Origin of the sequence: Streptomyces sp. Y2F8-2 (genome assembly GCF_014905555.1) — a bacterium.
In the GTDB taxonomy this organism is placed as follows: Bacteria; Actinomycetota; Actinomycetes; order Streptomycetales; family Streptomycetaceae; genus Streptomyces; species Streptomyces cynarae.
The window spans coordinates 340769-357482 of record NZ_BNGS01000002.1 but is presented as its reverse complement, the minus strand read 5'-3'; the positions used below and the strand labels follow the sequence as shown (position 1 = coordinate 357482).

Sequence of the window (16714 nt, the reverse complement as noted above, 5' to 3'; positions counted from 1 at the left end):
ACTGCTCCTCGGGACGAGGACCACGTGGGGCGGAGACTCGCCGGTCGAGACCCCTGCATGTGCCTGCGCCGGCTCGTGAGGCAGGTCCGAAACCCGTGAAGGCACCGGTCGTGGCGGCCGTCTCACATGCCGATGACCAGGCGACTGGCGCGATCCGTCCGTGCCGGAACGGCCGCTGAGGCGGGGCCGTCCTCCTCGTGCTTCCCTGCCTCGTCCGGTTCGAGTGGCCGGTCGGCGGCGGAGACGGCGTGCCGGGTCTCGTCCGCGGCGATGAGAGCGCTTGCGGTCAGCGGTGGGCCGTCGTAGTCGGACGCGGCCGCCATCAGGCGGGCCGCCGACTCCGTCTCGGTCTCGGGCGGGATGACCAGCAGGTCCCAGCGGCCGGTGCCGTAGGAGAGCAGCAGCAGCTTGTGCGGGTCGATCTCCGGGGTGAACCATCCGGCCTTGACGACATGACCGCCCACGGGGATCTCGTGCGGGATGACCGGCCAGTACGTCGGGTTGACGGCGATGCGGGTGATGCGGCCCCACAGAGGGTCCAGCACATCGGTCAGCGCGGGCAGCTCGCTCAGCAGGTCCCGGGAGCGGGGCCACCAGGCACCGTCCAGGAGGCCGCGCGACGGGCCGTCGGTCTTCAGCGCGAGACGCGCGGCCGGGGCTGCGACGGGCTCGTGGTGTGGCAGGAGTTGGTGCAAGGTCGCCGACATGATGCGGACCCGTCTCCGGGCCGCCTTGGCGGCGCCCCGGGTTTCGTCTCTCGCCGAGAACGACCCGGCGTGGAAGCCGGTGTGCGAAATGCCCTCGGTGCTGTCCACGGTACTCCGCACACGCCGGGGCGGTTGTGGAGACGCCGCCGCATTCGGTGAAGCGGCTGTCGATACCGGCGGCAGTGGGCCGAGGGCGCCGGGGCCCTTCGTATGCCGGCTCCCGGACCGGTCTCACGCCCGACGGCCCGCATGCCCCGGCCCAGCACTCCCCTGGCTCTGTGACGTGTGTCGTTCCGTTCAGCCCGTCACTCCCCGCCAGTCCGCCGGGCCTCGGCGAGGAGTATCCTGGTGATTACCGAGAGCATCTCGTACACCGGCTTCCACGCCGGGTCGTTCTCGGCGATTCATGGCAACCGGGCCGGCCGTGACCGGCCCGGGGTTGGGTCCGCGTCATGACCGCGACCATTCCGTTCACACCCGCAGTCGGAGACCGGGCCCCTTCTTCGTCACCGCTCCGACTGACGCTGGCGCGGGCCGGCGCCCCTCCGGCCCTGATCGACGGTGCCTGGTGGCCCCGTTCGCGCAACCTGACGGAGGAGCTCCCGGCGCTCGTCGAATGTCTCGACCCGCTGTGGGGGCGGATCACCCGGATAGCGGTGAGCCGCACGTTGTGGCCGGTCATCCCGGGTGAAGTGCCCGCGCACGGCCACATGGTGCGCGTCGGCTGGTCCAACGCCGGGCAGGACCCGCACAAGCTGTTGCTGCTGTCCCACACCTTCGGCCGCTGGGACCTGCTGGTGATCCCACCGGAGACAGCCCCGGCCACCGCAGCCCGGCTCATGGCCACGGCCACCGACCCGTTGCGGAGCCTTCCGGCGAGCGGCCTGATCCGTGAGGCCGAACGTTTCCGGGCCGCGGCAGAGGCAGCGGCCTACTCGGACTCGCTTCGGGAGGCGGTCTGGGACTCCGAAGGCGGACACGACGCCCCCACCCCCGCCTCACGCACTCCTGACGGACCGGTCACCCGTCACGTGCCCACCGCGGCAGCAGGAGTGTGAGAGATCGGCAGTGGGGGAAAGGCTGCGTGCCGTCGGCCTTTCCCTGGGGGCGGGAGGCCGGCTCACTCCGGGAGGGCGAGGTCGTCGGTGGCGCTCCCGCGCCATTCGATCAGCAGGAGCGTCGCATCGTCCGTCGTGATCCCGCCCCGCGCCCGTTGCAGCGTGTGGGAGAGGGAGCGCGCCACCGTCCGGATCTGCTGCGCCGTGGGCTCAAGGCGGTTCACCCACCCGATGAGCTGCTCCTCACTGAATTCCTCACCGCCGACATCGCGCTCCTCTATCAGTCCGTCGGTGAAGCACAGGATCCGGTCGCCGGGGATGAGAGCCACTTCACTGATCCGGGGCTCGTGACCGCCGAAGCCGACGGGCAGCGTCGTCGGGCCCTGCAGCCGTCGTACGACACGGTGTCCACGGATCAACAGAGGAGCGGGATGTCCGGCGTTGACCCACTGAAGCCTGCCCGTGGCCGTGTTGAGCCGCATCATCTGAGCGGTCACGAAGTGGTCGGGGCCGAACTGCTCGGCGACGGCCCGGTCCATGAACGTATAGATCTCCGACAGGCCGACGCTGATGCGCCGGGCATGCCGGTAGGCTCCGATGACCACCGTGGCCATCGTGGCGGCGTCCAGTCCGTGGCCCATCGCGTCGACCATGGCCACATGCAGGACATCGCCGTTGAGGGCGTAGTCGAAGCTGTCGCCGGCCACGTCGTAGGCGGGTTCCAGCATCCCGGCCAGCTCGACCCGGGGCGTGGACATCGCCAGCGGTGGCAGCAGCGACCACTGGATCTCCGCCGCCACACTCATCGGTTCTCTGCGCCGCAGCCGGAAGAACAGATCGGTGTAACCGTGCTTGGTCACCAGCATGTCGGCCACGAGTGAGGCGAGCCTGCGCAGCAGCCGTCGCTCGTCGTCCTGGAGGTGGTCCAGGGTGACGGCCATCACTCCCACCTGGTCTCCACCGTCCAGCAGGGGAAGGTAGACCCGCACACCGTCGGCCTGCGAAACCTCGACGGGACGCGCTTCCCGGAAGGCGCGTCCGGCGTCGGAGCCGTCGATCGGCTGCGGTTCCCCGGCTGCCAGCCCGTCGCCCGGCAGGGGGACGAGCCACACCTGGCCGTAGTCCTGCAGGAAGAGCGAGGTCTCGCGGCCGTCGAGCATGCCGATCTGCCGTGCGACGAGCGGACCGAGCTGGTGCGGCGGCAACTCGTGCCCCTGGTCCAGCAGGACTCCCAGAAACTCCTCCCCGAAGTGCTCCGACCGGGTGGAGCCTTCCGCGGGTCCTTGCCGCTCACCACCCGTCATCGCCGTGGCCCCGGGGGACGTTCGGGCGGATCCTCACGAAGGTGCCGTGCATACGAACTCCCGACGGAGACTCACCGGCCGACGCGGTGGGGAACTTCCGCCCGGACCGTGGGGGCCGATCCACCGACTCCCCAACGAGTCGGCCGTGCGCTCGTGCGGCGAGGACCGGCACAACGGCCACCGGGCGCCCCGCGTCCGAGCCGCGGCGGCTGGCCGGCACCGGCGGCGGCCTCCGCCGGCTCGACCTCTCCGCCGTCGTCGTCCGCCGCCGCGAACATCTTGGTGGGGTCCGCGCCGTCTGCCGGCCTGCCCGCAGCCTGGATCACTGCCCTGCAGGGCAATGATCCCGCCTACCAGTAGTGGCGTCGACCGGCGACGGCGTGTCCCATCGCGCCGAGGATCCACAGGATGGCTCCGACGACCAGCAGGATGATCCCGATGGTCCACAGGATGGACAGGCCGGTGAGGAAGCCGACGACGAGCAGAATGACGCCCAGGATGATCATGATGTCTCCTTCGGGGAGTGGTGCCGGCGCGCCCGCGAACCGCGGTGGGCCGCAAGGGCGTCGGCGGGAACGGCCGATCTCCTCCTTACTCCACGCGGTGTGGTCCGTGGCGGCTGACCTGTAGCCGGACCTCGGCGGGCATGTCGATGAGGCCGGTGGACCGACGCGCGGTGCCGAGCGGGCCTTCGCACAGCGCACCGAGAGTGGCGCCGGGCGTGCCCTCGGGGGTGAGGGTCAGGTCGATGCGGGTGCGGTGGCGGCCCGGTCGGCCGGTGATGACTACGGCCGCATGGCCTACCCTTGGCAGGGCACCGGCTTCGTTCGCGATCGCTTCGCTGAGTGCGCGGTCGCGCAGTTCGACGCCTTCCTGCGGGGGTGTGCCGCCGACGGGCAGTGAGCCGGGGCGGTGTCGGCTCAGCTGGGCGAGCAGCCACCACAGGGCGAGCAGGGCGGTGAGGACGAGGGCGGCGATGACCGCGGGCCACCACCACCAGCCCTGGCTGCTCCAGCGGGCCCGGTCGGCGGAGCCGAGCAGGACGTCGGCCGGGGTGGTCAGGGGCCAGCCGGCGGGCAGGGCCAGATCGTGCCGCCGGTAGAGATCGAGCCCGGCGAACAGGATGAGCAGTCCGCCGCCGAGGAAAACCAGCCCGGCGAGGGCCAGCAGCGTGCGGTTGAGAGCGGATCGCGGCGTCATGGCGGGCTCCGGTGCTCCGGGTTTGGGTCAACGGGTGCGTCGCCGCGTCCGTACGGCGATGCGGGGAGGACGGGCGAGGGCGAGCCGGTCGCGCTCCTCGTCGAGGACGGCGGTGAGGTCGTCCTTCACCTGTCGGGGCTCGCGGAAGCGGACCTCCGCGCGGGCTTTGATGCGGTGGCGGCCCACCCGGACGTGCGCCGCGCCGACTCCGGGGACCCGCATGGCGGCGTCGCGCAGCAGGACGGCGGCTCCGTCGCGGTCCACAAAGGCCCGCAAGCGCGGGCAGCCGGCGGGTGAGCGCAGGGGCAGCCAACGGCGCTGACCGGGGGTGAGGGCCAGGACGATCAGCCAGACGCCGACGGCGGCGGCCACGGCGGCTCCCGTCAGCATCCACACGTCGTCCACCGGGCGGGTTGCCAGTTCGTCGGCCAGATGCCGTCGCCAGGCCGCCGCCGGACGTCCCGCCCGTACGGCGACGACGTCGACGAGCGCCGCGACCGCGGCCACGAGGATCACCGCGGCGACCAGCGCCGCCGTGACGCTGCGCGCCGACCACTTGCGACGGGTTCGGTGCCCTCCTTCGCGCTCACCGGCTGTGAGGTCCGAGGTGGACATGTCGCGTTCGGGAGGATCGGGCTCCTTCGTCAGCGGCACTGCGGCACGGTGCCCGGACGACGCGGAGCCGCGGCCCGGGGGACGTGGACCGGATGTCATCACGATCGCCCTTCCTGCACGGCGTGCCCGGTGACCCGGGCCGCCCGGCCGCTCACCGGACCCGCCCCCGGCTCGAGTCGGTGGCGGTCACCAGCCGCCGGACGGTGAGGAGGACCTCTCCCACTCGCAGCCCGGTCAGCTGGGCGACCCGTTCGGCGACGTCCCGCTGGATCCGCTCGCAGACACGCGGGATGTCGGTGGGGTAGGGCAGGTCCATGGTCAGATGCAGGCGCACCGATCCGGTACGGACGGCGGCGGAGGCGTGGGGTGCCGCAGGTCCGCCCCGATCGGGCGGTACCGCGGCGCGCCGCGCCTGCGCCGCGCGCGCGGCCTGCGCGGCGATACGGGCGACCACCCTGTCCGGGATGACGGTGGCGCCCCGCTCGGCCGGGGGCGGCAGCCCGGCGGCCGGCGCCGGCGGGCCCGACCCCTCACCGGGGGAACCGGGCCGGGTCTTCACCGCTGCCTCCGTGTCCGGAGGTCCAGGTCGCCCTGTACGACGAGGCCGACGATCAGCCCCGCCGCGCCCAGGACCAGCACCAGCAGAAACGCCCAGAAGCCGCCGAAGTAGCCGGCGAAGCCGAGGGCCATACCGGCCGCGAGTCCCGTCGTTGCTGTGTTCATCTCGCACTCACCCGTCTCGCGAGTGTCCCTCCCGCCGTGATCATCCGCTCGTGCCCGAGGACACGGCGGTGCTCCCGGCAGCGGTCACCTCACGCGGCCCTCGTCCGGTCCGGTCTGTTCCTCCTCGTCGTCGGGCAGGTGGACGTCGTCGACGGCGATGTTCACCTCGACGACCTCCAGGCCCGTCATCCGCTCCACGGCGCTGATGACATTGGTGCGTACGCCGCCCGCGACGTCGACGATGGAGACGCCGTACTCGACGACGACGTCCAGGTCCACCGCGGCCTGCCGTTCCCCGACCTCGACCTTGACGCCGCGGGTGACCGCTCCGCCTCCGCCTGCGCCGGGGACGCGTTCGCGCATGGTGCCGAAGGCGCGGGCCATCCCCGCGCCCAGGCTGTGGATGCCCGGTACCTCGCGGGCGGCCATGCCCGCGATCTTGGCCACCACACCGTCCGCGATGGTGGTCCTGCCCCGTGTCTCGGCCGGAGCCCCGGCCCCGGTGCGGCCCTTGAGCGCGCTCACGCCCGCTTCGGGCCGGCTGCCCCCGCCGACGCTGGTGATGTTGTCCGTCATGGCGGTCGCCTCGATCGGTCGGCCGGACACCGGAATGGTGCCCGTCGAACGTTGGACATACCGGGCGGCACAATCCTCACGCGTCTGGCATGTGATGTGCGTCACAACTCGTATCAGGGGTACACGATCGTTCCGAGCCTGCGTGGGAGCGTCATGATCGAACGCACTGCTTCCCCACGACTGGGGTGCGACCTGCCCGACCGCCTGCTGGCGGTACGGGCGGCCGAGGGAGACGAGGACTCCTTCGCCGTTCTCGTCCAGCGGCACAGCCGGTCCCTGCTGACCCTGGCCCGTTGCATGCTGGGCAACCCCCAGGACGCCGAGGAGGCCGTTCAGGACGCCTTCGTCAGCGCCTGGCGCCACCTGCCGGAATACCGCCACAGGGCGGAGTTCCACACCTGGATGTACCGGATCACCGTCAACCGCTGCCAGACCATGTGCCACCGACGGCCGCCGCCTCTTTCCCTGGACACCGTCGCCGAACCCGCGGCGGGCGACGCGTGGAGCCAGCCCGCCCGGACCGCCGAGGAGGACGCGGCCATGGCCGCCCTGTTCCGCGCGCTCGCCGAGCTGGACGCCGGACAGCGGGTCTGCTGGATCCTGAGGGAGGTGCAGGGCCTGCCCTACAAGGAGATAGCGCACGTGACGCGTACCGACGAGCAGACGGTACGCGGCAGACTGTTCAGGGCACGCCGATCCCTGCAGGAGGCGATGGGCTCATGGCGCTAGACGACCCGCACACGCGGCCTCCCGAACCGCCCGGAGCCGGCGGGCCCCGCAACGGCTGGGCCGCCGCCGACGTGCCCCCGATCGCAGGCGATGAGGTACTGCCCTGCGGCCGCCTGCTCAGCCGGGTCTGGGAACAGGCGCGGGACGCACCACCGGCCGCGGACCCGCACCCGGTGTCCTGTCCATACTGCCGAGAGGCGGTCGAGGGACTGGCCACGGTGAACGCGGCCGCCCGGACGCTGCGCGACGAGGACCCTCCGGGCCTGCACGCACTCGCCGACCGGGTCATGGACGTCGTCAGGGCAGAGGTCCGGTTCGGGCGGCTGCTGCCCCTGGCCGACCCCGACCGGGACCTGCGGATCGCCGAGAGCGCCGCGGCCAAGGTGCTGAGGCGGGCCGCGGACACGGTCCCCGGTGCCAGGGCCGCGACCTGCCGGCTCGTACCCGAGGGCAACGGCACCGACGTGCGGGTGACCATGACCCTGGCCGCCGCCCTCGACCGCCCGCTGCCCGACCGGGTCCACCAGGTACGCCGATCGGTCCTCCACTCGGCCGGACAGGACCTGGGGCTCACGGTGACAGCCGTCGACATCACCGTGGCCGACGTACTGGAACCGGGACCGACCCTCGGTCCCCGCCTCCCGACGGGCGGTGGCGCATGATGACCGCCACCGGCACCACCGCGCTCCCCGGCGTCGCGGCCGAGGCAGCCCTCGCGGTTCCTGGCGTGGCAGCCCTGCAGCCCCGCCTCGCCCGGCGCCTCGCGGCAGCCGCCGCGCCCACCCGGGCGGACACCACGCCACCTGAGGCCGGCGTACGCGCCGACCGGGCGCCGGACGGTTCGGGATGGCACATCGAGGTGCGCTGCGTCCTGACGGAGGGTCGGCGGGCGCTGGACATCGCCCGAATCGTCCACGCCCGGGTGACAGCCGCCCTCGTCACCCACCTCGCCACCCACGGTGCCGCGGAGCCGGTCACCGTCGCGGTCACGGTGACCGGTATCGCCGCCTGGCGCGACGCGGCATGAGCGGCGGCGCGGGCACAGGCCCCGCGAACCGTCGTTCGGCAAGCTGGTTTCCCAGGGCGGAAGCGGCCGTAGAGCCCCCAGGCGGGCAGGTGGTCGCCATGGACGAGGATGACGCGGACGCGGCGCTGCGAGCGGCGCTCGACCGGCTGGCGTTCGCCACCCGGAGCGCGGCGGCGCTGTCGAGCACGCTGGACGCGGTCGAGGGGCTCAGACGGGTGTGCCGCGTGCTGGCGCCGGGACTGGCCGACTGGTCCGCGGCCGGTCTGGTGGACGAGGACGGCGCCGCCGAGCGGGTCTGTTTGACCCCGACGCGGCCCTGACCGGCCTGACGGGACCGTTGCCGCCGGTGCCGGAGACGGCGACGGGCCCGCTGTCCCGGGTGCTTCGCGGCGCCGGCCCGCTCCTGTTGTCGGCCGGGCGGCTGCCGGCCGCGCAGGAGGCGTCCGATCCGCTGCACACGGCAACCACGCAACCGTTCGCGCGACTCGGGGGAGACTCCGTGATCGTGGGGCCCTTGCGGGCACGCCGGCGAGTGCTCCGGAGCGTGCGTCATCAGCGACCGCCGGTAAGTCTGGCGTGCGACGTTTTGGTCAGATGGGTTCCGGGACGCGTTGAGCGGAGGTCGCGTCGCGTGCGGGTTCGGAAGTGAGCTGGCATTCAACTCGTCCGCCCGCCCTGCCGTCCGGCTCGGAACGCGGGCGGCAGAGCTGTGCTGCGTTCAGATGGACCGTGCGGTGGCCAGTGCCTTGTCCAGGGAGGTGCGGATCTCATCGGGCAGCTGTTCGCTGTGTACCCACTCCACGATCAGTTCGGAGACCTGCCGCAGTTTTGTATTGGTGTGCTGTGAGACCTCTCGTAGCAGTTGGAAGCCCTGCTCGGGACGCAGGCCACCGAGGGTGATGACCACACCGATCGCTTGGTCCACCACGGTGTGGGAGACGACGGCCTCCTGCAGCTGACCGATTTCCGTCTGCAACTCGCTGATCTTGTTCAGGAGCGGTGTCCGTGCCGGAACCAAGTGCCCCTCGAGCCGCATCGGGGTGCCGTTCGAAGAGTCTTCCATCATGGTCACATCCCAGACCTCGGGTTTCCCGTCCGGGTCGCCGGTGCCGTACGGAATTGCGAGGACGACAGTTCGACTATTACCCCAGGTTGCCGTTTTCGTGCATCCCGTTCCACGGCGCGCAGCGGCCGTTGGAGCGGAGCTCACTCAGGGTTCAACTCGGCCATGACGGTGGGCCCTGCCCTGCGACGATCAGTACCGCTCGGATCGAGGGATGTTCCGTCCATGGTCGCGGTGCCTGCGGGCGCGCCTGATCGGGCGAAGGACTGCTCGACCACCAGACGCCGGGGCAGGATCACGAGGCCGGGTGGTGTCGTCCTGGCTCGGCTGACCGTCTTCAGAGTCGGTTCGAGGCTCTCCGGTGCCGACGCGGACGGCCGTGCGTTCGGAGTGCATCAACCGCAGCCGGAAAAAGACGTCCTGATCGTGGCGTCCCAGAGCATCCCCTCCTCCCGGGGTTCTGCGCACGACCGGTCGCGGCTCCGATTGAGCGCCTGTCGGACATCGCGGCAGGCATTCGGGTGCGGGGGACTCGGGAGGGGGACCCGGAGGTGGGCCGCGTTCAGCAGCGCATCCATGGGGCCGGCTCGACTCAGGCTCCTCCGGTTCAGCCAACGAGCCGGGGGAGCCGCTGACGTGACCGCAGTGACGGCGCCCCGCGATGGCGCCCATGGCCCCGCCGTTGGTGTGGCGGGTGGCGACGGGGAGTTCCACGCACGATCTGTGCCATCGTGACCCGGGAGGTGCCCTCATCCCGCGGGAGCGCTGCCCGCTGTTGTGGGCGCCGGCCGAGAGGCGTGCGGCACGCGGGGACGACGACAGGTGCCTGCGTGGTGACGGACGGCTGGTCCCGACGTGACGTGCTCGGTCAGACTCTGGAGGTGGACGAGGCCCTCGCCCGGTTGAGCCGCAGCCTTGCTCCCCGCCTCACGGACCGGGCCGCGGTGGACCTGCGGGTCGGCTCCCGTCCGGCTCGGGCGACAAGTAGCCCTGGCCGTTTTCAGGGCTCTGTCCGCAGTTTCGTGAATCCCCAGGTCAGCGGGAACGACGGGCACAGCGCCCACGGCGCGGTGAGGTTCTGTTCGGCAAAGAGGCGTTCCAGAGCAGCCCTGCGGCGCCCGCGTACGGCCATCTGGTCGTGTCGGTGCCCGCCGGGCGCAACAAGTCGAAGGCGACGAAGTGGGCGGGCCACTGCTCGGCGAGCCGGGCAGCGCCGGCACCGCGCCGCTGGAGGCGACCCTGGAGTCGCTCGAAGGCGAGCCTGCTGGATTTCCCGTACGACCAGCTCGCCGTCCAGGGCCGTCGCGTCGGCAGCTGGACCGTGCCCGGAACGAACCTCGGGGAAGGAGGGTGCGAGGTTCCTGTCCCTGCGCGAGCGCAACACCAAACGCCCGGCATCCAGAGAGAGCAGCGCTCTCCAGCCATCGTTATCCAGACTCTGGCGTGTCTCCTAAGACATGGGCCCGTCGAGCCGCTTTTGTACAGAGCAGCCGTGGCGGCCGCGTCCGCGGGCGAATGCCGGAGCGTGATTGTTCACGGATTGACGCTCACTGCGGCGATTACCAAGCTGGTGGGGGGCTGTGGAAGGGACTGCGGTCGTGAGTGGTCGACAGAGTGGGCTCACCCGATTGCTGACGGCAGCGGAGACAGCGGCGCCGGCGGACGCCGTCGACGTGATCGCGGAGGACCTGCGGCGGCGTTTCGAGGCCACGAAGGTCTCTTTCCTCATCGTGGACCTGACGGGGAAGGCGGTGGCTCGGCTGTCCACCGCTCCCACTCAGGGTGGGCGGCAGGCCGAGCGGATTCCCCTGTTCGGCAGCGTCTACGAGGAGGTGATCCGTACCCAGCGCCTGTATCAGGACGCGACCGGCGAGGGACAGCGGGTGATCGTGCCCGTCACCAACCGCGGGGATGCGATCGGGCTGCTGGAACTGCTCCTGCCGACCGGCCCTGGCGAGGACGTGCTCGACGCAGTCGGGGAAGCCGCCCACATCCTGGCCTACATCGTGATCGCCAACGGCCGCTTCACCGATCTCTACACCTGGGGCAAACGCTCCAAGCCGGCCACCCTGGCAGCTGAAATCCAGTACCAGCTGCTGCCCCTGTCGCTGTCGTGCGAGGCCGCACAGTTCACCCTGTGCGGGAACCTGGAGCCCTCCGAGGACCTCAGCGGCGACACCTTCGACTACACCGTGGACCGCGACACCTTGCACGTGTCGGTGACCGATCCCATGGGCCACGACATGGATTCCGCCCTGGCCGCCACGGTCCTGGTGGGCGCCCTGCGCGGTGCCCGCCGTGCGGGCACTGGCCTGGGCGAACAGGCCCACCGGGCAGACCAGGCACTGATCGAACACGGCCACGGTCATGCCACCGGGCAGCTCCTGCGCATCAATCTCCATACCGGGCGGGCCCAATTCGTCAACGCCGGTCATCCCTGGCCGCTGCGCATGCGCGACGGGGCTGTGGAGACGATCACCTGCGAGGTGGACCATCCCTTCGGGCTGTCTGAGCTGACTCCCCACCCGTACCGTGTGCAGGACCTCGACCTGCGGCCCGGTGACCGTCTGCTCATGTTCACCGACGGCATGCTCGAACGTCACGGAGAGAAGGTCGACCTGCCCGCCCTGCTGGCGCGCACCCGGAATTTGCACCCGAGGGAGACCGCACTGTCGCTGACGTCCGCGGTCCGGGACGCCGCCGACGGCCGGCTCGGAGACGATGCCACCGCCGTCTGCCTGGACTGGCACGGCCCCCAGGAGACCCAGCGGCACGTCAGCACCGGCGCAGACACCGGGCAAGCCTCAGCCGCACGCACGAAGGACCAGTCGTGACCTAGCTGAACGGTGCCAACGCGAATGAGACATCACGAGGTGTCTGGAGAACCGTCCCACTTCTCCTCGGCGGCCCACCCATCGGGCGGCGCCGGGTCGGAGACGGGGGCCGCGAGCATCGGGTCCGGCAGCGCCCACATGCGCCATGCCTTCCACGCGGGCGCCCCTTCGTGCGGTGCTGCTGGTTCCCCGTTACTCGAGTAGGCCGAGTTCCGTATCCGGTCCGCAGTGGATGCACGGCGCCACGTTCTGCCGCTGGGCATCCAGCGCCTGTTCCCGACTGACCGGCCGACACCGGCCGCTCTTGGCCGCCGCCCAGCACTCGCCGGTGCTCTTGCCGAGTTGCTAGGCCGTCTCTTTGGCAGCCCGCTCCATGACTTGCGGACAACCGTGCACCAGAATGAGGGCTCGAAGCCGTTCGTGCGATGGCTGATGGAGGGCGACCAGTAAGGCGGGTCACAGGCTGTCCGTCATTGCCGGTCGCGAGTGGGCGGGGAGTCAACTCATTCTCAGCCTGCTCCGGCCAGGTTGGGCATTGGTTCGGGCGAAGCCATCCGGCTGTGGTCGGTAGGTGCCGATACGCCGGGATCGATGGGACGGTTGCGCGATGCCGTCCCGGACGGGGGTCTGACTCTTGAGATCTTTGACCGAAGTGTCCAGTCACAGGCTTGTCGACCGTCGTTGCGGGCTGGCTTCTGCTGTCACCGAGCCACAGGGCGTGTCCCAATAGGGGCCTTGCCGAGTTCCAGGCGCCATCACGGTTCAGACCGCCCGAGCGGGCCGGTGCCATCCGCCCAGCAGGTCACCACGCGGGAGGCCAAACACCATGACGACCAGACAGCACAGCACCTCCTCCAGCGCGGATCCTCCTGTTCGGGGTGAGGTCGTCCTGGGCGTGGACACGCACGGCGAGGTCCATGTCGCCGCCGTGGTGTCCTCGCTGGGGAAGGTTCTGGGTACCGAGTCCTTTCCGGCGACGGCGGCCGGCTACCGCCGGCTGCTCGTCTGGGCCCGCAAGCGGGGGACGGTGCGTCGGGCCGGTGTGGAGGGCACCGGCACCTTCGGCGCGGGCCTGTCCCGCTACCTGCTAGCGCAGCAGGTCGAGGTGTACGAAGTGAACCGCCCCGACCGCTCGGCCCGCCGGCTGCTGGGGAAGTCGGATTCGCTCGACGCGCAGGCCGCCGCGCGGGCCGTGTTCAGTGGCCGCACCCGGGCCCGGGCCAAGTCCGGCGACGGTCCGGTGCACAGCGCCCGGATCTTCAAGCTCGCCAAGGACTCCGCGGTCAAGGCCCGTACCCAGGCGATCAACCAGCTCAAGGCCGTCCTGGTCATCGCCGATCCCGCCCTGCGGGAACGACTGTCCAGCCTGGGCAACCGCGAGCTGTTCCGCACCTGCGCACGCCTCGGCCCACCCGACGGTGGGGAAGACGAGGACGCGGTGACCCAAGCCACCCACCTGACGTTGCGCATGCTCGCCGAGCGCATCGAGCAGCTCACCGCTCAGATCGACGAGCTGAACCAGCGCCTGACCCGGCTCGTCGAACGCCACGCCCCGCAACTGCTCGCGCCAGTGGGCATCGGCCCGGACAGCGCCGTCACTCTCCTGATCACCATGGGAGACAATCCCGAGCGACTGAACACTGAGGCGTCCTTTGCTGCCCTTTGCGGAGTCAGCCCCATCGAGTACTCCTCCGGCCGGCGGAGCACGCGCCGGCTCAACCACGGCGGCGACCGCCGGGCGAACGCGGCCCTGCACCGCATCGTGTTCACCCGGCTGCGCCACGACCCCCGCACCCAGGCGTACTACGAACGCCGCACCCAGGAAGGCAAGACCCGACGCGAGATCATCCGATGCCTCAAGCGATATGCCGCCCGAGAGGTCTTCAACCTGGTCAGAGCGGTATCCATCGATCCCCCGTTATAGGGGCGTCCGTGAGACGTGAGAGGGTCTGGGGCGTGAGTGAGACACCCCCGAACACCCTGCAATACCGCTTTGACGGGCCAGAAGACGCTCCGGTCCTGATCTTGGGTCCCTCACTGGGTACCACATGGCACATGTGGGACCGGCAGGTTCCGGAGCTCGCCAAGCAGTGGCGCGTCTTCCGCTTCGACCTGCCCGGTCACGGCGGCGCACCCGCCCACCCGGCGGGTTCCGTCGCCGACCTCACCACCCGCCTGCTCGCCACCCTGGACGCGCTGGGTGTGCAGCGCTTCGGCTACGCGGGCTGCGCCCTCGGCGGCGCCGTGGGCATCGAACTGGCCCTGCGCCACCCCGAGCGCCTCGCCTCGCTCGTGCTGATCGCCGCCTCGCCCCGTTTCGGCACGGCGGACGAGTTCCGCCAGCGCGGTGTGATCGTGCGGACGAACGGACTCGACCCGATCGCCCGCACGTCCCCGGAGCGCTGGTTCACCGGAGGGTTCGCCGCAGCGCAGCCCGCGATCACCGAGTGGGCCGTGCAGATGGTCCGCACCACCGACCCCGGCTGCTACATCGCGTCCTGCGAGGCGCTCGCCGCCTTCGACGTACGCGCCGAGCTCGGCCGTATCGGCGTGCCCACCCTCGTCCTCGTCGGATCCGAGGACCAGGTCACCGGACCCGCCGAGGCGCGCACCCTGGTCGCCGGGATCCCGGACGCCCGGCTCGCGGTCGTCCCCGGCGCCTCCCACCTGGTGCCCGTGGAACAGCCCGCGGCGGTCACCGACCTGCTCGTCCACCACTTCGTGACCGCGTGGCAGCCCGCCTTCGACGCGACCACCGGTCAGATGGCGGCGATCGCGACGCCCCCGGTGAAGCCGGTGCCGGTCGCGCCGCCGCCGGTGGCCCCCGTGGCCGAGATCGCCCCGGCCGCGGCCCCGCCCCAGCCCTCGGCCCGGCCCGATCCGTACGACACCGGGATCAAGATCCGCCGCGAGGTGCTCGGCGACGCGCACGTCGACCGGGCCCTGGCCTCGGCGGACGACTTCTCCGGCGACTTCCAGGAGTTCCTCACCCGCTACGCGTGGGGCGAGATCTGGAACCGGCCCGGCCTCGACCGGCGCACCCGCAGCTGTGTCACCCTCACCGCGCTGGTCGCGGGCGGCCACCTGGACGAGCTCGCCGCGCACACCCGGGCGGCCCTGCGCAACGGCCTGACCCCCGCCGAGATCGGGGAAGTGCTGCTCCAGGCCGCGGTCTACTGCGGCGTACCGGCCGCGAACAGTGCCTTCAAGGTGGCGCAGCAGGTCATCCAGGAGGAGACGACCCCGCAGGAGTGATCACCAGCCGGGTACCAGGAACACCATCCTTCGCAGACCCACGCCCTCGGGGGCGAGGGCAGGATGGAACCATGAAGCTCACGAAGAAGTCGCACGCCTGCATCCGTCTCGAGAAGGACGGGCGGACGCTCGTCATCGACCCCGGGACGTTCAGCGAGGAGGACGCCGCGGTCGGCGCGGACGCCATCCTGGTCACGCACGAGCACCTCGACCACTTCAACGAGGACCGGCTGCGGGCCGGCATGGAGGCCAACCCGGGCGCCGAGATCTGGACCCTGAAGTCGGTCGCCGAGCAGATCTCGGCGGCCTTCCCGGGCCGTGTGCACACCGTCGGCCACGGTGACACCTTCACCGCCGCGGGCTTCGACGTCCAGGTGCACGGCGAACTGCACGCCGTGATCCACCCGGACATCCCGCGCATCACGAACGTCGGCTATCTGATCGACGGCGGCCAGGTCTTCCACCCCGGCGACGCCCTCACCGTCCCCGACCACCCCGTCGAGACGCTGATGCTCCCGGTGATGGCGCCCTGGAACAAGATCGCCGAGGTGATCGAGTACGTCCGTGAGGTCAAGCCGCAGCGCGCGTACGACATCCACGACGCGCTCCTGACCGACCTGGCCCGTCCGATCTACGACAACCAGATCGGCGCCCTGGGCGGAGCCGAGCACCTGAGGCTGACGCCGGGCGCGTCGGCGGAGGTCTGAGGCGGGCGGAAGCCTCGGGAGACAGGGCGGGGGCCGGTTGTCGTACCCGCCGGGTAGGTTGTGAGGCATGCGCATCGCGACCTGGAACGTGAACTCGATCACCGCCCGCCTCCCGAGGCTCCTGGCCTGGCTGGAGAGCAGCGGCACGGACGTGCTCTGCCTCCAGGAAGCCAAGATCGCCGAGGAGCAGTTCCCGTACGACCAGCTGCGCGAGCTGGGCTACGAGGCTGCGGTCCATGCGGACGGCCGGTGGAACGGCGTCGCGGTGCTCTCCCGCGTCGGCCTGGAGGACGTGGTCAAGGGCCTGCCCGGCGACCCCGGCTACGACGGCGTCGAGGAGCCCCGTGCCGTCTCCGCGACCTGCGGCCCGGTCCGGGTCTGGTCGGTGTACGTGCCGAACGGCCGCGAGGTGGACCACCCGCACTACGCGTACAAGCTGCAGTGGTTCGAGGCGCTGAAGGCGGCCGTCGCGGGCGACGCCGCGGGCAGCCGCCCGTTCGCGGTGCTCGGCGACTACAACGTGGCGCCGACGGACGACGACGTCTACGACATCGCGGCCTTCGAGGGCTCGACCCATGTCACCCCGGCCGAGCGCGCGGCCCTGGCCTCCCTGCGCGAGGCGGGCCTGGAGGACGTGGTGCCGCGCCCGCTGAAGTACGAGCACCCGTTCACGTACTGGGACTACCGCCAGCTGTGCTTCCCCAAGAACCGCGGTATGCGCATCGACCTGGTGTACGGCAACAAGCCGTTCGCGAAGGCGGTCAAGGACGCCTATGTGGACCGCGAGGAGCGCAAGGGCAAGGGCGCCTCGGACCACGCGCCGGTGGTGGTGGACCTGGAGCCGTAGCCGCCAGGGGCGTGACGGCGGCCTCTGCGCGCCTGTGGTGTCTCGGAGCGCGCCGGTGTCACGCTGGGC

19 protein-coding genes and 1 pseudogene are annotated in these 16714 nt (G+C 71.2%); 10 read left to right on the top strand and 10 right to left on the bottom strand.

What is annotated here, in order from left to right; genetic code table 11:
* Positions 1 to 122: 122 nt before the first annotated feature.
* Complete coding sequence (locus tag SY2F82_RS06970) at positions 123 to 815, bottom strand: DUF5994 family protein (RefSeq protein WP_200418068.1); 693 nt, start codon at positions 813 to 815, stop codon at positions 123 to 125.
* Between the two features lie 344 nt (positions 816 to 1159).
* On the opposite strand from SY2F82_RS06970, the gene SY2F82_RS06965 reads away from it, so the two are divergent.
* Entirely contained in the window at positions 1160 to 1765 is a 606-nt protein-coding gene (locus SY2F82_RS06965) for a DUF5994 family protein (protein WP_200418067.1), read from the top strand.
* Between the two features lie 62 nt (positions 1766 to 1827).
* Here SY2F82_RS06965 and SY2F82_RS06960 read toward each other — a convergent pair whose 3' ends face one another.
* From SY2F82_RS06960 to SY2F82_RS06930, 7 genes are all read right to left on the bottom strand, one after another.
* Entirely contained in the window at positions 1828 to 3069 is a 1242-nt protein-coding gene (locus tag SY2F82_RS06960; protein ID WP_200418066.1) for a PP2C family protein-serine/threonine phosphatase, read from the bottom strand.
* Between the two features lie 350 nt (positions 3070 to 3419).
* Positions 3420 to 3575 carry a DUF6131 family protein gene (locus tag SY2F82_RS06955; protein WP_099054839.1) on the bottom strand — a complete coding sequence of 52 codons (156 nt, stop codon included), beginning with the start codon at positions 3573 to 3575 and terminating at the stop codon, positions 3420 to 3422.
* An 85-nt stretch (positions 3576 to 3660) separates the two neighbouring features.
* Positions 3661 to 4269, bottom strand: a complete 609-nt coding sequence (locus tag SY2F82_RS06950) for an alkaline shock response membrane anchor protein AmaP (RefSeq protein ID WP_200418065.1) — start codon at positions 4267 to 4269, stop codon at positions 3661 to 3663.
* A 27-nt stretch (positions 4270 to 4296) separates the two neighbouring features.
* Positions 4297 to 4923: a DUF6286 domain-containing protein gene (locus SY2F82_RS06945; protein WP_236041241.1), complete on the bottom strand. Its 627-nt coding sequence runs from the start codon at positions 4921 to 4923 to the stop codon at positions 4297 to 4299.
* 112 nt (positions 4924 to 5035) lie between these two features.
* Positions 5036 to 5443: an Asp23/Gls24 family envelope stress response protein gene (locus SY2F82_RS06940; protein ID WP_030645373.1), complete on the bottom strand. Its 408-nt coding sequence runs from the start codon at positions 5441 to 5443 to the stop codon at positions 5036 to 5038.
* Positions 5440 to 5607, bottom strand: coding sequence for a hypothetical protein (locus SY2F82_RS06935; protein WP_030645371.1), 168 nt, complete (start codon positions 5605 to 5607; stop codon positions 5440 to 5442). Before SY2F82_RS06935 ends, SY2F82_RS06940 begins: the two co-directional genes overlap by 4 nt.
* Positions 5608 to 5691: 84 nt before the next feature.
* On the bottom strand, positions 5692 to 6183 hold the full coding sequence (locus SY2F82_RS06930) for an Asp23/Gls24 family envelope stress response protein (protein ID WP_200418063.1): 492 nt from the start codon (positions 6181 to 6183) through the stop codon (positions 5692 to 5694).
* A gap of 153 nt (positions 6184 to 6336) precedes the next feature.
* Between SY2F82_RS06930 and SY2F82_RS06925 the strand changes: the two genes are divergently transcribed.
* The 4 genes from SY2F82_RS06925 to SY2F82_RS06910 all read left to right on the top strand — a co-directional run bounded on the left by SY2F82_RS06925 (position 6337) and on the right by SY2F82_RS06910 (position 8259).
* Entirely contained in the window at positions 6337 to 6912 is a 576-nt protein-coding gene (locus SY2F82_RS06925) for an RNA polymerase sigma factor (RefSeq protein WP_171151366.1), read from the top strand.
* Positions 6903 to 7574, top strand: a complete 672-nt coding sequence (locus SY2F82_RS06920; protein ID WP_107461336.1) for a hypothetical protein — start codon at positions 6903 to 6905, stop codon at positions 7572 to 7574. Before SY2F82_RS06925 ends, SY2F82_RS06920 begins: the two co-directional genes overlap by 10 nt.
* Positions 7571 to 7939 carry a hypothetical protein gene (locus SY2F82_RS06915; RefSeq protein WP_236041240.1) on the top strand — a complete coding sequence of 123 codons (369 nt, stop codon included), beginning with the start codon at positions 7571 to 7573 and terminating at the stop codon, positions 7937 to 7939. Before SY2F82_RS06920 ends, SY2F82_RS06915 begins: the two co-directional genes overlap by 4 nt.
* Before the next feature lie 98 nt (positions 7940 to 8037).
* A complete protein-coding gene (locus SY2F82_RS06910; protein WP_200418062.1) occupies positions 8038 to 8259 on the top strand; it encodes a hypothetical protein in 222 nt (73 codons plus the stop codon).
* Between the two features lie 398 nt (positions 8260 to 8657).
* Here the strand turns inward: SY2F82_RS06910 and SY2F82_RS06905 are convergent, their stop codons facing one another.
* Entirely contained in the window at positions 8658 to 9005 is a 348-nt protein-coding gene (locus tag SY2F82_RS06905; protein ID WP_308437751.1) for an ANTAR domain-containing protein, read from the bottom strand.
* 1595 nt (positions 9006 to 10600) lie between these two features.
* Between SY2F82_RS06905 and SY2F82_RS06900 the strand changes: the two genes are divergently transcribed.
* Positions 10601 to 11836, top strand: a complete 1236-nt coding sequence (locus SY2F82_RS06900; protein WP_200418061.1) for a PP2C family protein-serine/threonine phosphatase — start codon at positions 10601 to 10603, stop codon at positions 11834 to 11836.
* Between the two features lie 192 nt (positions 11837 to 12028).
* Here SY2F82_RS06900 and SY2F82_RS39485 read toward each other — a convergent pair.
* Positions 12029 to 12154, bottom strand: a pseudogene (locus SY2F82_RS39485) (DUF6233 domain-containing protein); the annotation flags it as partial.
* A 508-nt stretch (positions 12155 to 12662) separates the two neighbouring features.
* Between SY2F82_RS39485 and SY2F82_RS06895 the strand changes: the two are divergent.
* The 4 genes from SY2F82_RS06895 to SY2F82_RS06880 all read left to right on the top strand — a co-directional run bounded on the left by SY2F82_RS06895 (position 12663) and on the right by SY2F82_RS06880 (position 16645).
* Positions 12663 to 13760: an IS110 family transposase gene (locus tag SY2F82_RS06895; protein ID WP_055495440.1), complete on the top strand. Its 1098-nt coding sequence runs from the start codon at positions 12663 to 12665 to the stop codon at positions 13758 to 13760.
* Between the two features lie 32 nt (positions 13761 to 13792).
* Positions 13793 to 15091: a 4-carboxymuconolactone decarboxylase gene (gene pcaC, locus SY2F82_RS06890; protein WP_200418060.1), complete on the top strand. Its 1299-nt coding sequence runs from the start codon at positions 13793 to 13795 to the stop codon at positions 15089 to 15091.
* A 71-nt stretch (positions 15092 to 15162) separates the two neighbouring features.
* Entirely contained in the window at positions 15163 to 15798 is a 636-nt protein-coding gene (locus SY2F82_RS06885) for an MBL fold metallo-hydrolase (RefSeq protein WP_200418059.1), read from the top strand.
* A gap of 67 nt (positions 15799 to 15865) precedes the next feature.
* The gene (locus tag SY2F82_RS06880) at positions 15866 to 16645 is read left to right on the top strand and encodes an exodeoxyribonuclease III (protein ID WP_200418058.1); all 780 of its coding nucleotides are present in this window, start codon (positions 15866 to 15868) and stop codon (positions 16643 to 16645) included.
* The last annotated feature ends 69 nt before the right edge of the window (positions 16646 to 16714 follow it).